The 16319-nt window shown below is 53.1% G+C and carries 14 protein-coding genes; 12 read left to right on the top strand and 2 right to left on the bottom strand.

Going from position 1 to position 16319, the window contains the following annotated elements; genetic code table 11:
• Positions 1 to 51: 51 nt before the first annotated feature.
• The 5 genes from ACYVHB_RS29990 to ACYVHB_RS29970 all read left to right on the top strand — a co-directional run bounded on the left by ACYVHB_RS29990 (position 52) and on the right by ACYVHB_RS29970 (position 4927).
• Entirely contained in the window at positions 52 to 495 is a 444-nt protein-coding gene (locus tag ACYVHB_RS29990; RefSeq protein ID WP_461055722.1) for an SRPBCC family protein, read from the top strand.
• A 140-nt stretch (positions 496 to 635) separates the two neighbouring features.
• Positions 636 to 1880 carry a dicarboxylate/amino acid:cation symporter gene (locus ACYVHB_RS29985; RefSeq protein ID WP_461055721.1) on the top strand — a complete coding sequence of 415 codons (1245 nt, stop codon included), beginning with the start codon at positions 636 to 638 and terminating at the stop codon, positions 1878 to 1880.
• Positions 1881 to 1963: 83 nt separating this feature from the next.
• On the top strand, positions 1964 to 2401 hold the full coding sequence (locus ACYVHB_RS29980) for a chromate transporter (RefSeq protein WP_461055720.1): 438 nt from the start codon (positions 1964 to 1966) through the stop codon (positions 2399 to 2401).
• A 173-nt stretch (positions 2402 to 2574) separates the two neighbouring features.
• The gene (locus ACYVHB_RS29975) at positions 2575 to 3501 is read left to right on the top strand and encodes an ABC transporter ATP-binding protein (RefSeq protein WP_461055719.1); all 927 of its coding nucleotides are present in this window, start codon (positions 2575 to 2577) and stop codon (positions 3499 to 3501) included.
• 97 nt (positions 3502 to 3598) lie between these two features.
• Entirely contained in the window at positions 3599 to 4927 is a 1329-nt protein-coding gene (locus tag ACYVHB_RS29970; RefSeq protein WP_461055718.1) for an ABC transporter permease, read from the top strand.
• Positions 4928 to 4965: 38 nt separating this feature from the next.
• Here ACYVHB_RS29970 and ACYVHB_RS29965 read toward each other — a convergent pair whose 3' ends face one another.
• Positions 4966 to 7995 (bottom strand): TolB family protein, encoded by a 3030-nt coding sequence (locus tag ACYVHB_RS29965; protein WP_461055717.1) that lies wholly within the window; start codon positions 7993 to 7995, stop codon positions 4966 to 4968.
• A gap of 259 nt (positions 7996 to 8254) precedes the next feature.
• Here ACYVHB_RS29965 and ACYVHB_RS29960 point away from each other — a divergent pair, with 259 nt between their 5' ends.
• The 3 genes from ACYVHB_RS29960 (at position 8255) to ACYVHB_RS29950 (ending at position 10681) form a co-directional block, all read left to right on the top strand.
• Positions 8255 to 8419, top strand: a complete 165-nt coding sequence (locus ACYVHB_RS29960; RefSeq protein WP_461055716.1) for a hypothetical protein — start codon at positions 8255 to 8257, stop codon at positions 8417 to 8419.
• A 123-nt stretch (positions 8420 to 8542) separates the two neighbouring features.
• Positions 8543 to 9499, top strand: coding sequence for a thioredoxin-disulfide reductase (gene trxB, locus ACYVHB_RS29955; RefSeq protein ID WP_461055715.1), 957 nt, complete (start codon positions 8543 to 8545; stop codon positions 9497 to 9499).
• A gap of 111 nt (positions 9500 to 9610) precedes the next feature.
• Positions 9611 to 10681 carry a peptidoglycan DD-metalloendopeptidase family protein gene (locus ACYVHB_RS29950; protein ID WP_461055714.1) on the top strand — a complete coding sequence of 357 codons (1071 nt, stop codon included), beginning with the start codon at positions 9611 to 9613 and terminating at the stop codon, positions 10679 to 10681.
• Positions 10682 to 10691: 10 nt separating this feature from the next.
• Here the strand turns inward: ACYVHB_RS29950 and ACYVHB_RS29945 are convergent, their stop codons facing one another.
• Positions 10692 to 11429 carry a YqjF family protein gene (locus ACYVHB_RS29945; protein WP_461055713.1) on the bottom strand — a complete coding sequence of 246 codons (738 nt, stop codon included), beginning with the start codon at positions 11427 to 11429 and terminating at the stop codon, positions 10692 to 10694.
• 282 nt (positions 11430 to 11711) lie between these two features.
• On the opposite strand from ACYVHB_RS29945, the gene ACYVHB_RS29940 reads away from it, so the two are divergent.
• The 4 genes from ACYVHB_RS29940 to ACYVHB_RS29925 all read left to right on the top strand — a co-directional run bounded on the left by ACYVHB_RS29940 (position 11712) and on the right by ACYVHB_RS29925 (position 16059).
• The gene (locus ACYVHB_RS29940) at positions 11712 to 13925 is read left to right on the top strand and encodes a B12-binding domain-containing radical SAM protein (protein WP_461055712.1); all 2214 of its coding nucleotides are present in this window, start codon (positions 11712 to 11714) and stop codon (positions 13923 to 13925) included.
• 105 nt (positions 13926 to 14030) lie between these two features.
• Positions 14031 to 14411 (top strand): DUF5618 family protein, encoded by a 381-nt coding sequence (locus ACYVHB_RS29935; protein WP_461055711.1) that lies wholly within the window; start codon positions 14031 to 14033, stop codon positions 14409 to 14411.
• A 271-nt stretch (positions 14412 to 14682) separates the two neighbouring features.
• Entirely contained in the window at positions 14683 to 15348 is a 666-nt protein-coding gene (locus tag ACYVHB_RS29930; RefSeq protein ID WP_461055710.1) for a porin family protein, read from the top strand.
• A 333-nt stretch (positions 15349 to 15681) separates the two neighbouring features.
• A complete protein-coding gene (locus ACYVHB_RS29925) occupies positions 15682 to 16059 on the top strand; it encodes a porin family protein (protein WP_461055778.1) in 378 nt (125 codons plus the stop codon).
• Positions 16060 to 16319: the final 260 nt, after the last annotated feature.

The following is a 16319-nucleotide window of genomic DNA, read 5'->3' as shown; positions in this document are numbered from 1 at the left end:
CTTTTATTATCGAAAGGACTATTTATCCGTCTATTCTTCCCTTCTTTCGAGATGCATCTTCTCCTTAAAACCCGTGTTCAACAGCCCCTGCCCACGGTGTGGGCGGGATTCGACCGGTCGCTGTTCGACCGGCTTAGTCCCCCGTTCCCACCCGTTAAGGTCGTCCGGTTCGACGGGTGCCGCCGGGGCGATGTGGTTCACCTGCGGCTAAACTTCCTGCTCTTCAAACAGGACTGGATTAGCCAGATCATTGACCAGCAAACCCGTTCCGACGAGATTTATTTTATTGACCAGGGCACTCAGTTACCATTTTTTCTTCGCTACTGGCATCACCGGCACCGGTTGCTGCACGATCCGGCGGGCGGCACGGTCGTGGTCGACGATATTACGTTCCGAACGCCGTTTCGCCTGACCGACTACCTGCTATATCCGTTGATGTGGCTCCAGTTCGCTTACCGTAAACCCATTTACAAACGCGTGTTTGGCAACCCATAAGCACGCACGATTACGTATATACGCAGGTAAGTTCTACGGTAGAACGTTGCTTATCCGGCGTTGATTTATCTGCACACACGGGCTTTCCGAACTCCCCAGATTCCGTTACTTTTGTCGATACCGCTACTCTCTCCGATTGAATGAAACTCCCTAACCTGACAACACGCATTTTTCTGGGCATGGTGCTTGGTATTGCCATTGGCTACTTCTTTCCGGCTACGGATTCTGGTTTTTCAGGAACCGACCTGAACATCCTGTCTAAAATCTTCCTGCGGCTCATCAAAATGATTATCGGGCCGCTGGTCTTTGCCACGCTGGTGGTGGGCATCGCCAAACTCGGTGATTTTGGGGCCGTTGGGCGAATTGGCCTTAAAACGCTGGCTTATTTCTATTTCGCTACCATCCTGTCGCTGGTAGTGGGGTTGCTGGTGGTCAATATTATGAAGCCGGGCGAGGTAATGAGTCTGCCGCTGCCCGCCAAAGGCACCGACACGGGCATTGAAGCGCAGAAGTTTACGTTTGACACGTTTATCACCCACATCTTCCCGACGAGTTTCGTCGAGGCACTCGCCACCAACGAAATCCTTCAGATTGTGGTGTTCAGCATCTTCTTCGGTATTGCCGTAGGATCGGTGGGGGCACAGGGCAAGATCATGATTAAAGCGCTGGATTCGCTGTCGCACATCATGTTCAAAATCACCAGTTACGTGATGGGTTTTGCCCCGTTTGGGGTGCTGGGGGCCATTGCCAACATTGTGGCGCAGCAGGGGCTGGGCATCCTGGGGGGCTATGCGTACCTGATTCTATGCTTTTTTGGGGGGTTGCTGTTTTTCATGTTCGTGGTGCTGGGGACGATCTGCTTAGTGGTGCGGATTCCGTACATAGCCCTGCTGCGCGAGATCAAAGACGCCATCATTCTGTCGTTCAGCACGGCCAGTTCGGAGGCTTCATTTCCGCAGACCATCGAGGCCCTGCGCCGGTTCGGCTGTTCGGAACGGATTATCTCGTTTGTGCTGCCGCTGGGCTACTCGTTTAACCTCGACGGGTCAATGCTCTACATGACTTTCGCTACGGCCTTCATTGCCCAGGCGTACCACATATCACTGAGCATTGAGCAGCAGATTACGATGATGCTGACGCTGATGATTACGTCCAAAGGCATTGCCGGCGTTCCCAGGGCGTCGCTGGTCATCATTGCGGGTACCATGTCGCTCTTTAACCTGCCCGCCGAGGGACTGGCCCTGCTGCTGGGTATCGACCAGGTGCTCGACATGGGGCGCTCGGCCACGAGCGTAGCAGGCAATGCCGTGGCTACCTGCATTATTTCCAAATGGGAAGGCGAATTCCGAACGCAGCCCATTGAAACTGATGAAGTTACCGCTTAGTAAACAACCGATAACACAGCTTGTCAGGCAGGCGTTCATGACGGATAAATCCGTAGGTTAGCGGTTCCTTAACCGCCTGTACCATGAATCAATCTGCTCTGCTGGAGACCGAACTGGCTCCATACTTCACCATTAAAGCCCCGTTTCAATTCCCGGTTAATTTTCGGGAAGGATTCGTGAAATACTGGCCATTTGTGTCACTCGTACTGCTACTGCTGACCCTACCGTCTATTCTTCTCTTTTTGGGTATCGGCACGGCACTCCTGCCCGTCTCGTTTGTGGGCGGTATTGGCAGCGGTATTGGCTACACGATTAGTATGGTTCTGACGGTGATTGGCCTTGTGCTTAGCCTACTGGCGCTGCCGGGCCTGTTCAACCGCAAACGGTCGGGTTGGGTGCTTAGTTACTATGCTCAACTGCTCAGTATTGTAACCAGCATTCTCTCCTTCAGCCTAATCGGTATCCTGCTGGGTCTGCTGTTTCTGATGTTGCTATTTCAGGTTCGGGACTACTATAATTGACCCCATCAATTCTACGAATCTTGGCTATAGGGCCACAATTTATCTGATTGTGGCCTTTTTTATGACCGTCTGTACGGCCGTTTGGCTGTTCATCCGTAAATTGGTTGGCCCGGCGCGGCCGAACGCCGAAGTTTGATTGTCCTCAACACGAAACCAACGCTGACCTAAACTGCATGAACATTCTCGAAACCCATCACATTGTTAAGCAATATGCCGAACACCGGGCACTGGACGATGTGAGTTTAGCCGTACCGAAGGGCAGTATTTTCGGGCTGCTCGGTCCCAATGGGGCGGGCAAAACGTCGCTCATTCGCATTATCAACCAGATTACAGGACCCGATGCGGGCGAGGTAATTCTGGATGGAGAGCGGCTCAAACCCGACCACATCAAGCGCATCGGTTACCTGCCCGAAGAGCGCGGCCTCTATAAGAAAATGAAGGTCGGCGAACAGTTGCTGTACTTAGCGCAGCTCAAGGGGCTGAGCGAAAAACAGGCGATGGACAAGCTCAAGACGTGGTTCATTAAGTTCGACATTAAAACGTGGTGGACCAAAAACGTCGAAGACCTGTCCAAAGGGATGCAGCAGAAGGTACAGTTTGTGGCCACGGTCATGCACGAACCAGACCTGATTATTTTGGATGAACCCTTCTCAGGTTTCGACCCCATCAACGCCAACCTCATTAAAGACGAAATTCTGGAACTGCGCGACAAAGGCAAGACAATCATTTTCTCGACGCACCGCATGGAATCCGTCGAAGAACTCTGCGATCACATTGCACTGATTCACAAGTCGAAGAAAGTGTTGGACGGCACGAAGCGCAGCATCAAGGATCAGTTCAAAACGCACACCTACCACGTCGAATACCAGGGAACGCTCGATGACCTCCCACCTGCTTTTGCCGTGCTGAACACCCACCCAACGGAAGACGATTTCCTGCGGGCCAACATCCAGATTCCGCCCGACGCAGCCGTCAACGACCTCATCCGTCACCTGCTCGACCGCGTGGCCGTCCGGTCTTTCGGCGAGAACATTCCCAGCATGAACGACATCTTCATCCAGGCCGTTGGCGAAAATAATGAGCGAATCGTGAATGAGTGAATCGGTACGCCGAAGGGGAGCGAATAGCTGACCGCACCAGCGGACCGGCATCCAAACATTAACTCATTCATGATTCGAACATTCACTAATTAAAACTATGCATATCATCTTCCTCATTATCAAGCGCGAGTACTTAGTGCGGGTGCGTAAAAAGTCATTTTTGGTCATGACTATTTTGGGGCCGCTGCTGATTGCGGCTTTCTACGGGCTGGTTGGCTGGGCCGCCATCGGTTCCATCGACCAGAAAAAAGTACAGGTTATCGACGAAAGCGGGCAGTTTGCGGGCAAGTTCAAAAATTCGCCTTCGCTGACCTATTCGTTCGCTAAAACACCGATTGCTACGGCGAAAAAAGCGTTTCTCAAAAGCGGAAACGATGTGCTGGTTCTCATTCCGAAAGACGTGCTGACCGACTCAAAAGGGGTTCAGTTATTTGCCGAAAAAGGCGTCAGCTTCGACATAAAATCGGGCATTGAGCGAACCATCGAGCGGGAGATCGAAAACCTGAAGCTAACGCAGTCGGGCATCACCCGAAAAGTAATTGAAGACGCGAAAGTCGACGTGGACGCCGAAACGATTAGCCTGAGCGATGAGGGCGAAAAGCAAAGCAGCACGGGCGCGGCTTCGGTAATTGGTTTGCTATGTGCCATCCTAATTTACATTACCGTGATGGTCTACGGGATGCAAGTGATGCGGGGCGTGGTAGAAGAAAAAACGAACCGCATCATTGAAGTCATTATTTCGTCGGTGAAGCCGTTTCAGTTGATGATGGGCAAAATTCTGGGCGTAGGGCTGGTGGGACTGACCCAGTTTGCCCTCTGGATTCTGCTGACGCTCGCGATCACTTCGGCGGGTACGGCCGTATTCGGGAGCAAGTTCGCCGAGCGACCAACCGTTCAGGCATCGGTGCAGGCCCAGACGGGTCAGCAGGCCGACATGCCGCCCAGTGTTGCCAAGGCGGCCAGCAACCCCGTCCTGTCGTTTATCAGCTCGATCAATAACCTGAATCTGCCACTCATTATCGGGTGTTTTTTATTCTACTTCATCGGGGGCTACCTGCTCTACAGTGCGCTCTACGGGGCCATTGGGGCCGCCGTCGACAACGAAACCGACACCCAGCAGTTCATGCTGCCCGTTACGCTGCCCATCATTTTCTCGTTTATTATTGCGCAGTTCGTCCTCCGAGACCCCGACAGCAGCTTAGCGTTCTGGACGTCGATTATTCCTTTCACCTCCCCCATTATCATGATGGTCCGGTTGCCGCTGGGTGTACCGGGCTGGCAGTTGGTGCTGTCCATGAGCCTACTGGTGCTGGGCTTCATTGGCACAACCTGGTTAGCCGCCCGCATCTACCGCGTGGGCATCCTGATGTACGGCAAAAAGCCAACCTACCGAGAGTTGTCGAAGTGGATTTTCTATAAGGCGTAAGAAGACTACCCCACGGCAGCTGCCGTGGGGTAAACCGCTTAAAACCCAATATCAATCACTAACAAATCTGCATCCCACGTCCCCGTGTTAAAATTGTACGTCGTTCGGGCGCCAACCTCCAGGGGCGTACGCAGGCGGAGTACATTGAAGACGAACGACACGTCGAAGCCGGTAGTCGCATAGTTTCGGGTGCGGGTTGTCACACCGCGTGGTTGCCCGGCCGCGTCGCGTAACTCCACCGTACTCCGGCCCAGCGCTCCGTCTAAAAATCCGGCCGCTTTAATCCGCTGTAGGTACAGCAGCCGCCCAATTGACCAGTGCATGTCGGCGAGGGGCAGGCGGTATTCGGCGCTGCCCGCCACGATGCGGTCGTCGCTGACGTAGGCCTGCCCACGCGGGTAGAACACCGCCGGGCTGAAGCGGTACGTGCCCCGTGCCTGCTGCTGATACCCCCCCCGGAACCACAGTGTGTGGTGCTTACCCAGCCCCGGCAAAAAGACGTTGGCCTGAACGCCCAACTGCTCGCCGTTGAGCCGCCCGCTAAAGGGCGTTGTTCGGTACGAAACCGAAATGGTCTGTCCCCAGCGTGATGCTACGTCGCGTTTGCTTTGGCGTAGTAGCCGTGAGTAGCTAAATCCGTATACCAGTGCGTTCAGTGACCCCGCCGGGCCAACCTCCGTTATGGACCGAAACGGCAGATCGTAGCCACTCACCTGCAGGTAGTTGTAGTAAGCCGATAGGCTCAGGCTTTGCCCATACTTTGACTGAGTCAGCCGAAGCGGCAGGCGAAATCCGGCTGTCAGTTGATTATACTGCCAGCGGTCCGAACGCAGACTATCCAACGGGGTTCTCCGGTCCACGTAAAGCGACGTATTGCGGTCGCCCCGCTGGAAACTCAAATCAATAATGGGGTATAGGCCCTGATAACTCAGATTGGCGAAATACGCACCAACGCGTTCGGCCTGATTATACGTGTAGCCAAGGCCAAGCTGCGTGGTGCTCAGCAGATCCTGCGAATTTAACCCGACGGTCAAGTCCTGCCCGGTCGACCCAACAACGGGACCCCAACTGTACACGTTGATAGCATTAGCCAGCCGTCGGAAGCGCGTAGGCGCGTATGACCCGACCGTCGGCAGCGAATCAGCCAGTACCAGCCGACCCTCAACCGCCCCCGGCTCTTTGTTCACAAGCGACTCGTTAACGAGCGCCCCTGCAACGGCAGACTGATCCGGTCGGGAACCGAAATGCCGCACAAGCTCCGTTGAGCCATTGGACGGGCTGGGCGAAACAGATTTCCACGTAGCCGGGTCGAGTGGCATATCAGCGATGCGATAGCCCGTAGCCGCGAAATCATCGAACCCCAGCCGCTTACCCGAAGGCGAAACGGCCGCGTGATACCCCGCTAATGGCCGCGACGTAACCTGGAAAACGGCGTTGGTTCGGGCGTCAACGGCGTAGATATTGTCAATGCCCGACCGGGGCGAATTATAGAGCACGTAATCGCCCCAGGGCTGCGGATGACTCAGGTTTTCGTTAGCGCGGGGCAACAGATCCGTTCGCAAATCGTCCTGGCTGTCGATGCGCTGAATCGTTTTCTGGCCGTTTTTCAACGCAACCGCCACAATAGTTCGATTATCGGCCTGCCAGCGCGGGTGCAGGTAAAATTCGTTGTCAGGATTCGAGAGTGTTTTGAGAATCTTACCGGTCTGCGCGTCGAGCACCACTAATCGGGTTTTGTAGCGATCAGTATTCTCCACGACCACAATTTTGGTGTTGTTGGGCGAGAGCGCAGCAACCGTGTAGCGGGTGCGGTGCGTCAGACGGGTGAGTTTGCCCGTTGCCAGATCAAGCAGCCGGATGTTCGAGTAAACCCGCTGCCGCCAGCGCGGGTCATAGCCAAACTCGATCCAGACTGCTTTGGTAGCCGTGGCCGACAGCATATCCGGATCATTCGGAAAGCCCTGCACGTACACTCGTTTCTCCTGTCTGTTTTTGCCCAGCAGCACCAGCCGGGGTGTGTCGCCCAAACCGCTTTTGACGCACAACACCGTTGAATCGGTCAGAAATTGCGGGTACTGGTAATTGGTAAAAACCGGACGGCGGGTCCGCGCCTGTTCCGCCCGGACTGGGAATGTGTTAGCCGGTGTAAGGATCAGACTTTCACGCTGCTTTTGCCACGTTTCGGTCAGGTCGTCCATTGTTTTCCGGTACAGCCCTTCAACCCGCAGCCGCGTCTCGTTTTTAATGCTGGCCGAGAACGCAAACGGCCACGGGAATCGGTTATAGTTCCGATCCAGCACCCGGCTCCAAACGTCCGGGCCGTAGGTTTGTTTCGCGTACGTCGTCAGCAGATAACCCAGCGTGTAATGATCCGGCACGTTTTCGCGGTAGGAACCACAAACTGCCTTTTGGTAATTGAACAGCCGGTTAGGCGAATCCACCGCACCGGCGGACCGGCTGGCCAACAGATTAGCGCGCATTGCCAGATCAAAATTCGGAATTCGGCCGCGCCCGCTGGTGCTCAGCAGGGTTTCGGTGCTGACGGCGTCACCCTCGGCAAACCAGTCCGGCACGGTTAAGAGCGGAAGTTGCAGCCCGGTGTTACCCAGCAGCGCATAGAGCACCCGGCCGTATCCCTGCAACGCTTTTTCATTCTGAACCACGTGCCGGTATTCGTGCACCGCCAGCAGATCGAGCCAGTCCAGCGTACCTAACAGACCGGGGTCTTGCGGAGTCACTGCGAAGAATTCCGACCGGCGCGGGAACAGCGTCACAAAGCCGTTGCTATTAGTAGTCTGGTTCTGAAGCAGTACTGAAATGGGCCGGGGCCGTCGGTTCAGCGAGGCACTGACGGGTTCGTACAGACTCTCTAACCGCTGAGCAGTTCGTTGGGCTGTGGAGTCGAACCCGTCAGGATAGAGTACCCGGAAGTGGGGCGTTGTCAGGCGATACCAGCGCAGGTTGCCGGGCGTCTGGTCGAGAATGGGCAGGAATTGGGCAGTAGTTAGTGATACGGCAAGCCAGCTAATGGCAAGTGTAATGAAAAAACGGATGGTACTCAACGACATAAAGGAGCTATCAACAGCGTAAGTAGCCGAAAAATAGTGATTTTTAATACGCCCGCTTCATCAATGGCTTAACTTCACGGCGAACGATCTTCCCGGCTCATAAAGTGGATCAGACGCTGCATGTACCGATGGGCAAATTTCCCTAAACAAAGTAGCTTTGTTTAATCAGTTACATAACCTGCCCCACTAGGTTTATCCCGGTTATTAGCTGACCAAGCCAACGCCAACCCCTGCACTAACCTACACCGTCGACGTGGCCATGCCTGATTCGTACGGGGTATATCCGGATTCATTCCGCAGGCCTTCATTTATTCTACCGGACAAAATCCCGGCAGGGCGCTATCTATTTCGGCTACAGTACAAGAAGGAAAACGGCAGCACCGCCATTGGTGAACCGCTGGAACGCGACGTGATTGTTGAATAAGCAAAGACCTGCTTTCTTGCTCCCAAAGCGAAATTTTTTCAATTTTGCGTATGTTGTCTTTATGCCACCGCGTCTGACGCGCGTGGTTGAGTTAGTTAACAGACAACTTTTTTGCCCTTTGCAATGACGACTGAACACGTTAAGTGCCTGATTATCGGCTCCGGCCCGGCCGGATATACCGCTGCCATCTACGCTGCCCGCGCCAATATGCACCCGGTTATGTACCAGGGTCCGCAGCCCGGTGGCCAGTTGACCATCACCACGGAGGTCGACAACTTTCCGGGTTATCCCGACGGGGTTGATGGGCCGCAGATGATGCAGGACCTGGAAAAGCAGGCCAGTCGATTTGGCACCGACGTTCGCTACGGCATGGTGACGAGCGTTGACTTTTCGGGGCATCCGCATAAAGCCATTGTCGACGATCAGCACGAAATCACGGCCGATTCGGTCATTATTTCCACCGGGGCATCGGCCAAGTGGCTCGGCTTACCCTCCGAAATGCGGCTCAACGGCCGGGGCGTATCGGCCTGCGCCGTTTGCGACGGGTTTTTCTTCCGGGGGCAGGACGTGGCCATCGTCGGTGCGGGCGATACGGCGGCCGAAGAAGCCAGCTACTTAGCCAACCTCTGCCGGAAGGTGTACATGATTGTGCGCCGGGACGAAATGCGGGCGTCGCGGTTCATGCAGCAACGCGTAAAAACAGCACATAACATCGAAATCCTATACAATACCGAAACACAGGAAATCTTAGGTGACGATGGCGTATCGGGCGCATTGGTGAAGAATACCGTAACGGGCGAAGAAACCGTTTTAGACGTGACCGGCTTTTTCGTGGCCATTGGTCACACCCCCAACACAGGCATATTTGGCGAATATATCGAGCGGGACGAGAGCGGCTACATCCTGACCGAGAAAGGCTCAACCAAGACCAACATACCCGGCGTTTTTGCCTGCGGAGATGCTCAGGACAACGTGTATCGCCAGGCCATCACCGCAGCCGGAACCGGTTGCATGGCGGCCCTCGATGCCGAACGTTATTTGGTCACGCTGGAAATGCAGGAGCAGCAGTTAGTGCATTAAAAATAGTCGTAGGAGTCATAAGTCGTAGCAGTCGTAAGTAAGCTACAGGTACGCGTCAGCTACTTACGACTGCTACGACTTATGACCCCTATGACTCCTCTCTAACCCATGATGAGAAAAAGAACAATTCACCGGTTGCTGGTCATTGGATGCCTGTGCATCAGCGGAATGGCACAGGCGCAGGAACGGGGGCGTTTCAAAAACAACCTGCGAATCACCCCAAGGAACTTCCCCGCTTCCAAAACACCAGCCGTTGAAAAGCCCCAAAAAGCCGACGACCCGTTTCAACAGGAAACGGCTAACCTGCGCTTCAATAACCAGTTTGAACCGAAAAAAGCGTTGAACCCGGTCGTTAGTGAAGATACCAGCCAAATTGACCAGGGCGAGACCAGCGTTGTCGAAGTGATCGACTCGGTGCTGGTCGGTAACGAATGGGTCAAAATCGCCGATTACTACGCCGTCTGGGATTCGCGCACTATTGACCCTTACAACATCAACCCGCTGGAATTCAACGAGGCCATCGACATTAAGCTGTACGATGCAGCGGCCAATCGCTACTGGTCGGCTCCGCTGGAAGAAGGCAAAATGACCTCAAATTTCGGGTATCGCTGGGGCCGCTGGCACACCGGCACCGACCTGGACCTGGAAACCGGCGACCCGGTTTATGCCACCTTCGACGGCATTGCGCGGGTGGTTGGCTGGGATGGTAACGGCTACGGTCGCTACGTCCTGCTCCGTCACTATAACGGCCTTGAAACGCTCTACGGGCACATGTCCAAACAAACAGTTGAGACGGGTCAGCTCGTTAAAGCGGGCGATCAATTGGGTTTGGGCGGTAACACCGGCCGGAGCTACGGAGCGCATTTGCATTTCGAGACGCGCTACGAAGGCAACCCGTTCAGCCCGCTCAATATTTATTCGTTCCCGGCCAACACCATCAACTCCGACCATTTCCTGCTCACGGGCAACGTCTGGGATTACCTGCGCGGGGGTCGTTCGTCGGAGGTCAGTTCCAGTTATAAACCTAAGATCAAACGGACGGTGTTGCACCGGGTGCGGTCGGGCGAGACGGTATCAAGCATTGCCAGCCGCTATGGCATGTCGGCTTCGGCGCTGTTGCGCAAAAATCACCTCTCCTCGCGGGGCCGCATCCGGCCGGGTCAGAAACTGCGGGTACACTGAAGGGTTGAACTCACCCCCGCATCATCGCGCCTGATTTGATCGCCACCGCTGAACCATCGGCCAGAAAGACCGACCGGGGTGGTTGCTCAAAAAACGGCGCAAAGTCAGGTCCGTACAATTTTGGCACGTCGCAGCGAACGTCGTAGTCACGGACTGGGTAAATAGACCACTGCGGGTGAACGACTTCGTACTCCGACGTTCGGCCCTCGCCGGGTCGCAGGGACGAGCGCTTTGTGTAGCCCCAGTAATGCTCGGTGATGAACGCTTCTTCGCTGTCGGGTACCAAGGGATGCCCCGCCCGGTCGGCCTGGACGAGGATATGATTCCAGTCAGTGCCGACTTTCCAATCGTACTGAATAGTCTGCATGTCGCCTTCCTGCTGCCAGTTATGCCGCATGGAATGCGTGGCGTAGGGTTCGCCGTAGAGCGTATTAGCCACCAGTGTAATGGCAAACTTGGGTACGATTTCCTTCACGAACACCACGCCCCGTTTCCAGCCGGTTTGTGTTTTACGCCGGACGTAGAAACGCAGGTTGAACTCCTCAAATTCCTGGTGAAACGGCACCGCCACTGCCCCGAACATTTTGACCCGCTGGAAGTAAAATCCGACCAAACTGCCATAGTGTACACCGTTGAATTCGTCTAATTCCGTGCCGTAGGGGACGAGCGGCTCCAGCACCCGACGGTCGATGGCGTAATTAGCGAAGATCAGGTTCCGCCATTCGGCAGTGAGGAAAGTAAAGGCCATTTAAGATTTCGCTTTGATTATGCAGTTCGGCTTGGGGCGGGTGGTTGTAACGTATCCTGGACGGCCACGTCCGGGCGAAACAGGTCTTATCATCGCCCGGACGTCGCCGTCCAGGATACGCCAACCACCCGCCAACAGTGAACAACGGCTTGTGCGTTTGTTGGTTCAAGAATGCATTAAGTCCAACTTGCTTCGTCGCCCATACCAGCGAACCATTGCCGAAACCGGGAGGTTATTTACCGTCAGGATGAGCCAGAATCTTATCCGTGAATTTATACCGCAGTGGCTCAGACGCTCTTACTTATTACCCCGCCATTCACCCAACTGAACACCCCGTATCCGGCAACGGCGTACCTCAAAGGGTTTCTCCAAACAAAGGGGAAGACCGCCTATCAGGCTGATTTGGGTATTGAGGTCATTCTGGCGCTGTTTTCGGCGGAGGGACTCTCGGCAATGTTCGCCCGGCTCGAAGCCGCCGATGCCGAACTATCCGACAATAGTTACCGCATCTGCCGTCTGCAAAACGATTACGTCAGCACCATCGACCCGGTGATTCGGTTTTTACAAAATAAAAACCCAACCCTCGCCCACAGCATCTGCGACCGAACGTATTTGCCCGAAGCCTCGCGGTTCGCGCAGTTGGAGGAACTGGATTGGGCGTTCGGGACGATGGGCATTCACGACAAGGCGCGGCACTTGGCCACGCTGTACCTCGAAGACCTGAGCGATCTCATTCAGGAGGCCGTCGATCCACACTTTGGATTCAGCCGCTACGCCGAACGGCTGGGGCGCTCGGCCACGCATTTCGACGCGTTGCACGAAGCGTTGCAAGCACCGGACACCCCTGTATCGTCTTTATTGGTCGGACTGCTGGAACAGAAAATTCAGCAGTGGCAACCCGACGTGGTCTGTCTGACGGTTCCTTTTCCTGGTAATCTGTACGGCGCATTGACGTGCGGCAAGTACCTGAAACGACACCATCCCGCTATCAAAATCGTGATGGGCGGGGGCTACGCCAACACCGAACTACGCTCGCTGACGGAGCCCCGCGTGTTCGATTACGTGGACTTTATCTGCCTCGATGATGGCGAAGCGCCCTTACTCACGGTACTGGAACACCTCGCGGGTCAGCGCGAACTGGGCCAGCTAAAGCGCACGTTTGCCCGAACCAACGGCGTAGTGACGTACTACAACGGTGCCCGCGAAAAGGATATACCCCAGCGAGAAACCGGCACGCCCAACTACCGCAACCTTCCCCTGCACGATTACCTGTCGGTCATTGAAGTCGTCAACCCAATGCACCGGTTGTGGAGCGATGGCCGCTGGAATAAACTTACCCTGGCCCACGGCTGCTACTGGGGCAAGTGCTCGTTCTGCGACGTGACGCTGGACTACATCAAACGCTACGAACCCGTAACGGCCTCGCTCCTCGCCGACCGCATCGAAGAAATCATTGAGCAGACCGGGCAAACGGGGTTTCACTTCGTGGACGAAGCCGCCCCCCCGGCCCTCATGCGCGACCTGGCCCTGGAAATTATCCGCCGGAAGCTGACCGTGACCTGGTGGACAAACATCCGGTTCGAAACCAGTTTCACGCCGGACCTGTGTACGCTGCTGAAAGCATCGGGCTGCATTGCCGTGTCGGGTGGACTGGAAGTAGCGTCGGACCGGCTGCTGGAGCGCATGAAAAAGGGCGTTACCGTGGCGCAGGTGGCCCGCGTCGCCGATGCTTTCACCCAGGCGGGTATCATGGTTCATGCCTACCTGATGTACGGGTTCCCGACGCAGACCATGCAGGAAACGGTTGATTCGCTGGAAATGGTCCGGCAGTTGTTCATAAACGGCGTGGTACAGTCGGGCTTTTGGCACCGGTTCGCCATGACCGTTCACAGCCCCGTCGGCGTTGACCCGGCCGCTTTCGACGTGATGCGAATTGACCCCGCCGTGGATTCGGCCCGCTCCGGCGGTTTTGCCAACAACGACCTCGACCACGCCGACCCGACGGGTGCCGATCATGATTTGTTTGCCGAGGGACTGCGGAAGTCGCTGTTCAACTACATGCACGACGTGGGTTTCGACCTACCGCTTCAGGAGTGGTTCGCGTTCAAGATACCCATCACGTCCATTCCGCCCCGGTACATCGAAAGGGCAATCAGCCAGCCACCCGACAAAAATCCACGACCCAATGCGGTTGTCGTTTGGCCAGGCAACCTGCCCAGCATAGACGTAGTTGAGTTGCAGCAGGGCCGGAAAGTGGTCGAGATGGCCGAATTAGAGTTCTACAGCAAGCAGGGACAATGGCTACTCGAAACCACGGTTCCGGTGGGTCAGTGGCTGATGGATACACTGCCCAAACTCGTTATTGTCTCCCAAGAGCCTTGTTCATTAACCCAACTGCAAACTGACTACGAAGCCACCGGACTGGGCCGTTTCGAGTCATTCACGCAGTCGCCCGTCTGGACGCAACTCCGGGAAAACGGGCTGCTCATTGTCTGAGTAAATCAGCCGCAATAACTAACACGCTACGGGGATGAACTGATGCGTTGATATGCCAGTTATTTGCAGGATATTTGGTGTGGTAACCACCATAAGAAAAAAGTAATGAACACTGCTGTAGAAGAAGCCAAACGCTACTTGGCTAACGCCCGTGAGATTCTGCGTGACAAAGCGCATAAAGAAGATGGCATTTACCAGGATACTAAATACGTCAAGCTGGCCGGTCATGCAGCCTACTCTGGCGTATTAGTGGCATTAGATGGGCTGTTAGGTAAGAAAGGGAAAGGGCGGAAAGACGTTGATTGGTATAAGCAGCAACTGGCCAACTTAGATAAACGGCTTCTTAATTCATTCGTGGGCGTTTACGATACACTCCATTTATCTATGAGTTATGATGGTAATCCGCTGGCCAGCGTAGCTACTGCGGGTCTTCAGGAGGCAGAAACAATCATAAATTGGGTAGAGCAACGCACGGCCACGGTGTGATAAAAAAGGTAAATCTTTTTAACGTAGGCCAATGGTGCTCAACATGCACTCGATTGAGTCGTTATTCGTTTCAGTAATACCGTTATCCATCGCCTGTATGGTCAATATTCAGCAGTAATACTAAAACTATATTTCGGTATTGGCTAAATAATTTATACCAATACCCATCAGTTTTAAGTTGCACTCACTAATATAGCGTAGATTATACAACTTACGGTTCTCGTAAAATGGACAAGATTAAACCGGCCTAAGTTACATTGGAGTAAACATCATGAACGTAAACCAATTTATTCTGTACACTCTGGTTTGGTTGACTGGACCATTGCTTTGCAAGGCTCAATCTGAGAATACATTTCGTGTGGGTTTGATTGGAGGTGTCAACTTCACTTGCTTTATAGAAAGTAATAACAGCAATAACAAACTTATTGTATTGTATACTGCTGGACTGACTCTTGAACAACAACTTAGCAAGCGTTTGTCTATTATTGGTGATTTGAAATACTCCAGACAAGGTAATACAGAGCAATTATCAAACCCATCACATCTTTATCAAAAGATAGTGACTAATTACGACTATTTTACGACGCCTATCGCGCTCAGACTCAAGAGTAGACGAGCACATGTATCATTTGGTGCAGGTCTGCAAATAGGGTACTTGGCGCATAATGAGGTAAAATTATTACCCCAAAAAGGATACACTAATAATAATAATCCTCCTTTCCTTAGAAAGACAGATTTTAGTTGGTTGATTGGAATAGGCCACAATTTTAACAGGCATTTTTTTGCTGAAATTAGCTATAACCAGAGTATCATACCCTTGTTGAAAGCTTTTAAAGGTATAGACCCCTTAACTGGCAATTACACTGTGCAACCCTCAACCGTTCGTCGTAATCAAGTTATCTGTGCGAGCTTAAGGTACTACATCAAACGAGCTTAAGGTAATGAGTGTAGTTGATTGACGCAACGCCACTTGTATACGACTTAGCAGCATGAGCGGGAAGCTACCTATCTTACTGGGACTATATTTGATCAGCCTCATAGCAGTTCATGGCCAACATAGAATTGACTATCGGCTTGGCATTACAGGGGGACCAAACGCTAATCAGATAAAAAAAGAGCAAGGTGGACTTAATGGTATCCGATGGAGATACAACGCGGGAATCACTTTAGAACAGCGGTTTTCACCTACTATCGCATTAGTCTATGAACTGATTTATTCCCGTCAGGGGAAACGGTTAGTTTTAATTATTATCAGAATGCGGCTACTTATATCAAAGACAAGCAAATCTTAGTGCTTGATTATCTGGCTCTGCCAATCATGCTCAGAATCCGGCCAAAAGGTGAACGAGTTTTCTTAGAGGTAGGAGGTCAATTAGGATATTTACTCGATGACAAATTCTATTTTAAATCAACTCCCAATCAGGTCGTACCAATCCAACATACTCAACCAGTAGATGCAGGGTTAACAGGTGGTGTCGGCTACCGATTAGGTAAGCATTTTGTAGTAGACGCTCGGTACTACTATGGCATGAAACCTATACTGACTGACTTCGCAGTGGTTAATCCACAAACAGGAGGATCAACTTTATATGTAATAGAAAATTGGTACAACCGAGTTTACCTATTGAATCTAAGCTATTATTTCTGACAATTATTGATATCATTCCGTGGCAAATTCTCTATAGAGCCCAATAAGTTATCTTAGTTTTATGCCTTAACATAACATTCGTTATGGAGCACATCTTGAAAAAGTATCAGACTACAGACGAGAACATTGTAAGTCCCCGTTTGTAGCTTGATTCAATTTTTAGAATAGCTTTCTTGAATTCTCATTTCCAGCGCATATCTCCTTTCTTTCCCTTTTGTATTACTCTTGAGCGAATCGTTTCCGCCAAGAAACTACAAAAG

This window comes from Spirosoma arcticum (genome assembly GCF_054779955.1).
Note: the sequence above shows the minus strand (reverse complement) of the source record. Positions and strands in the feature narration are given on the sequence as shown.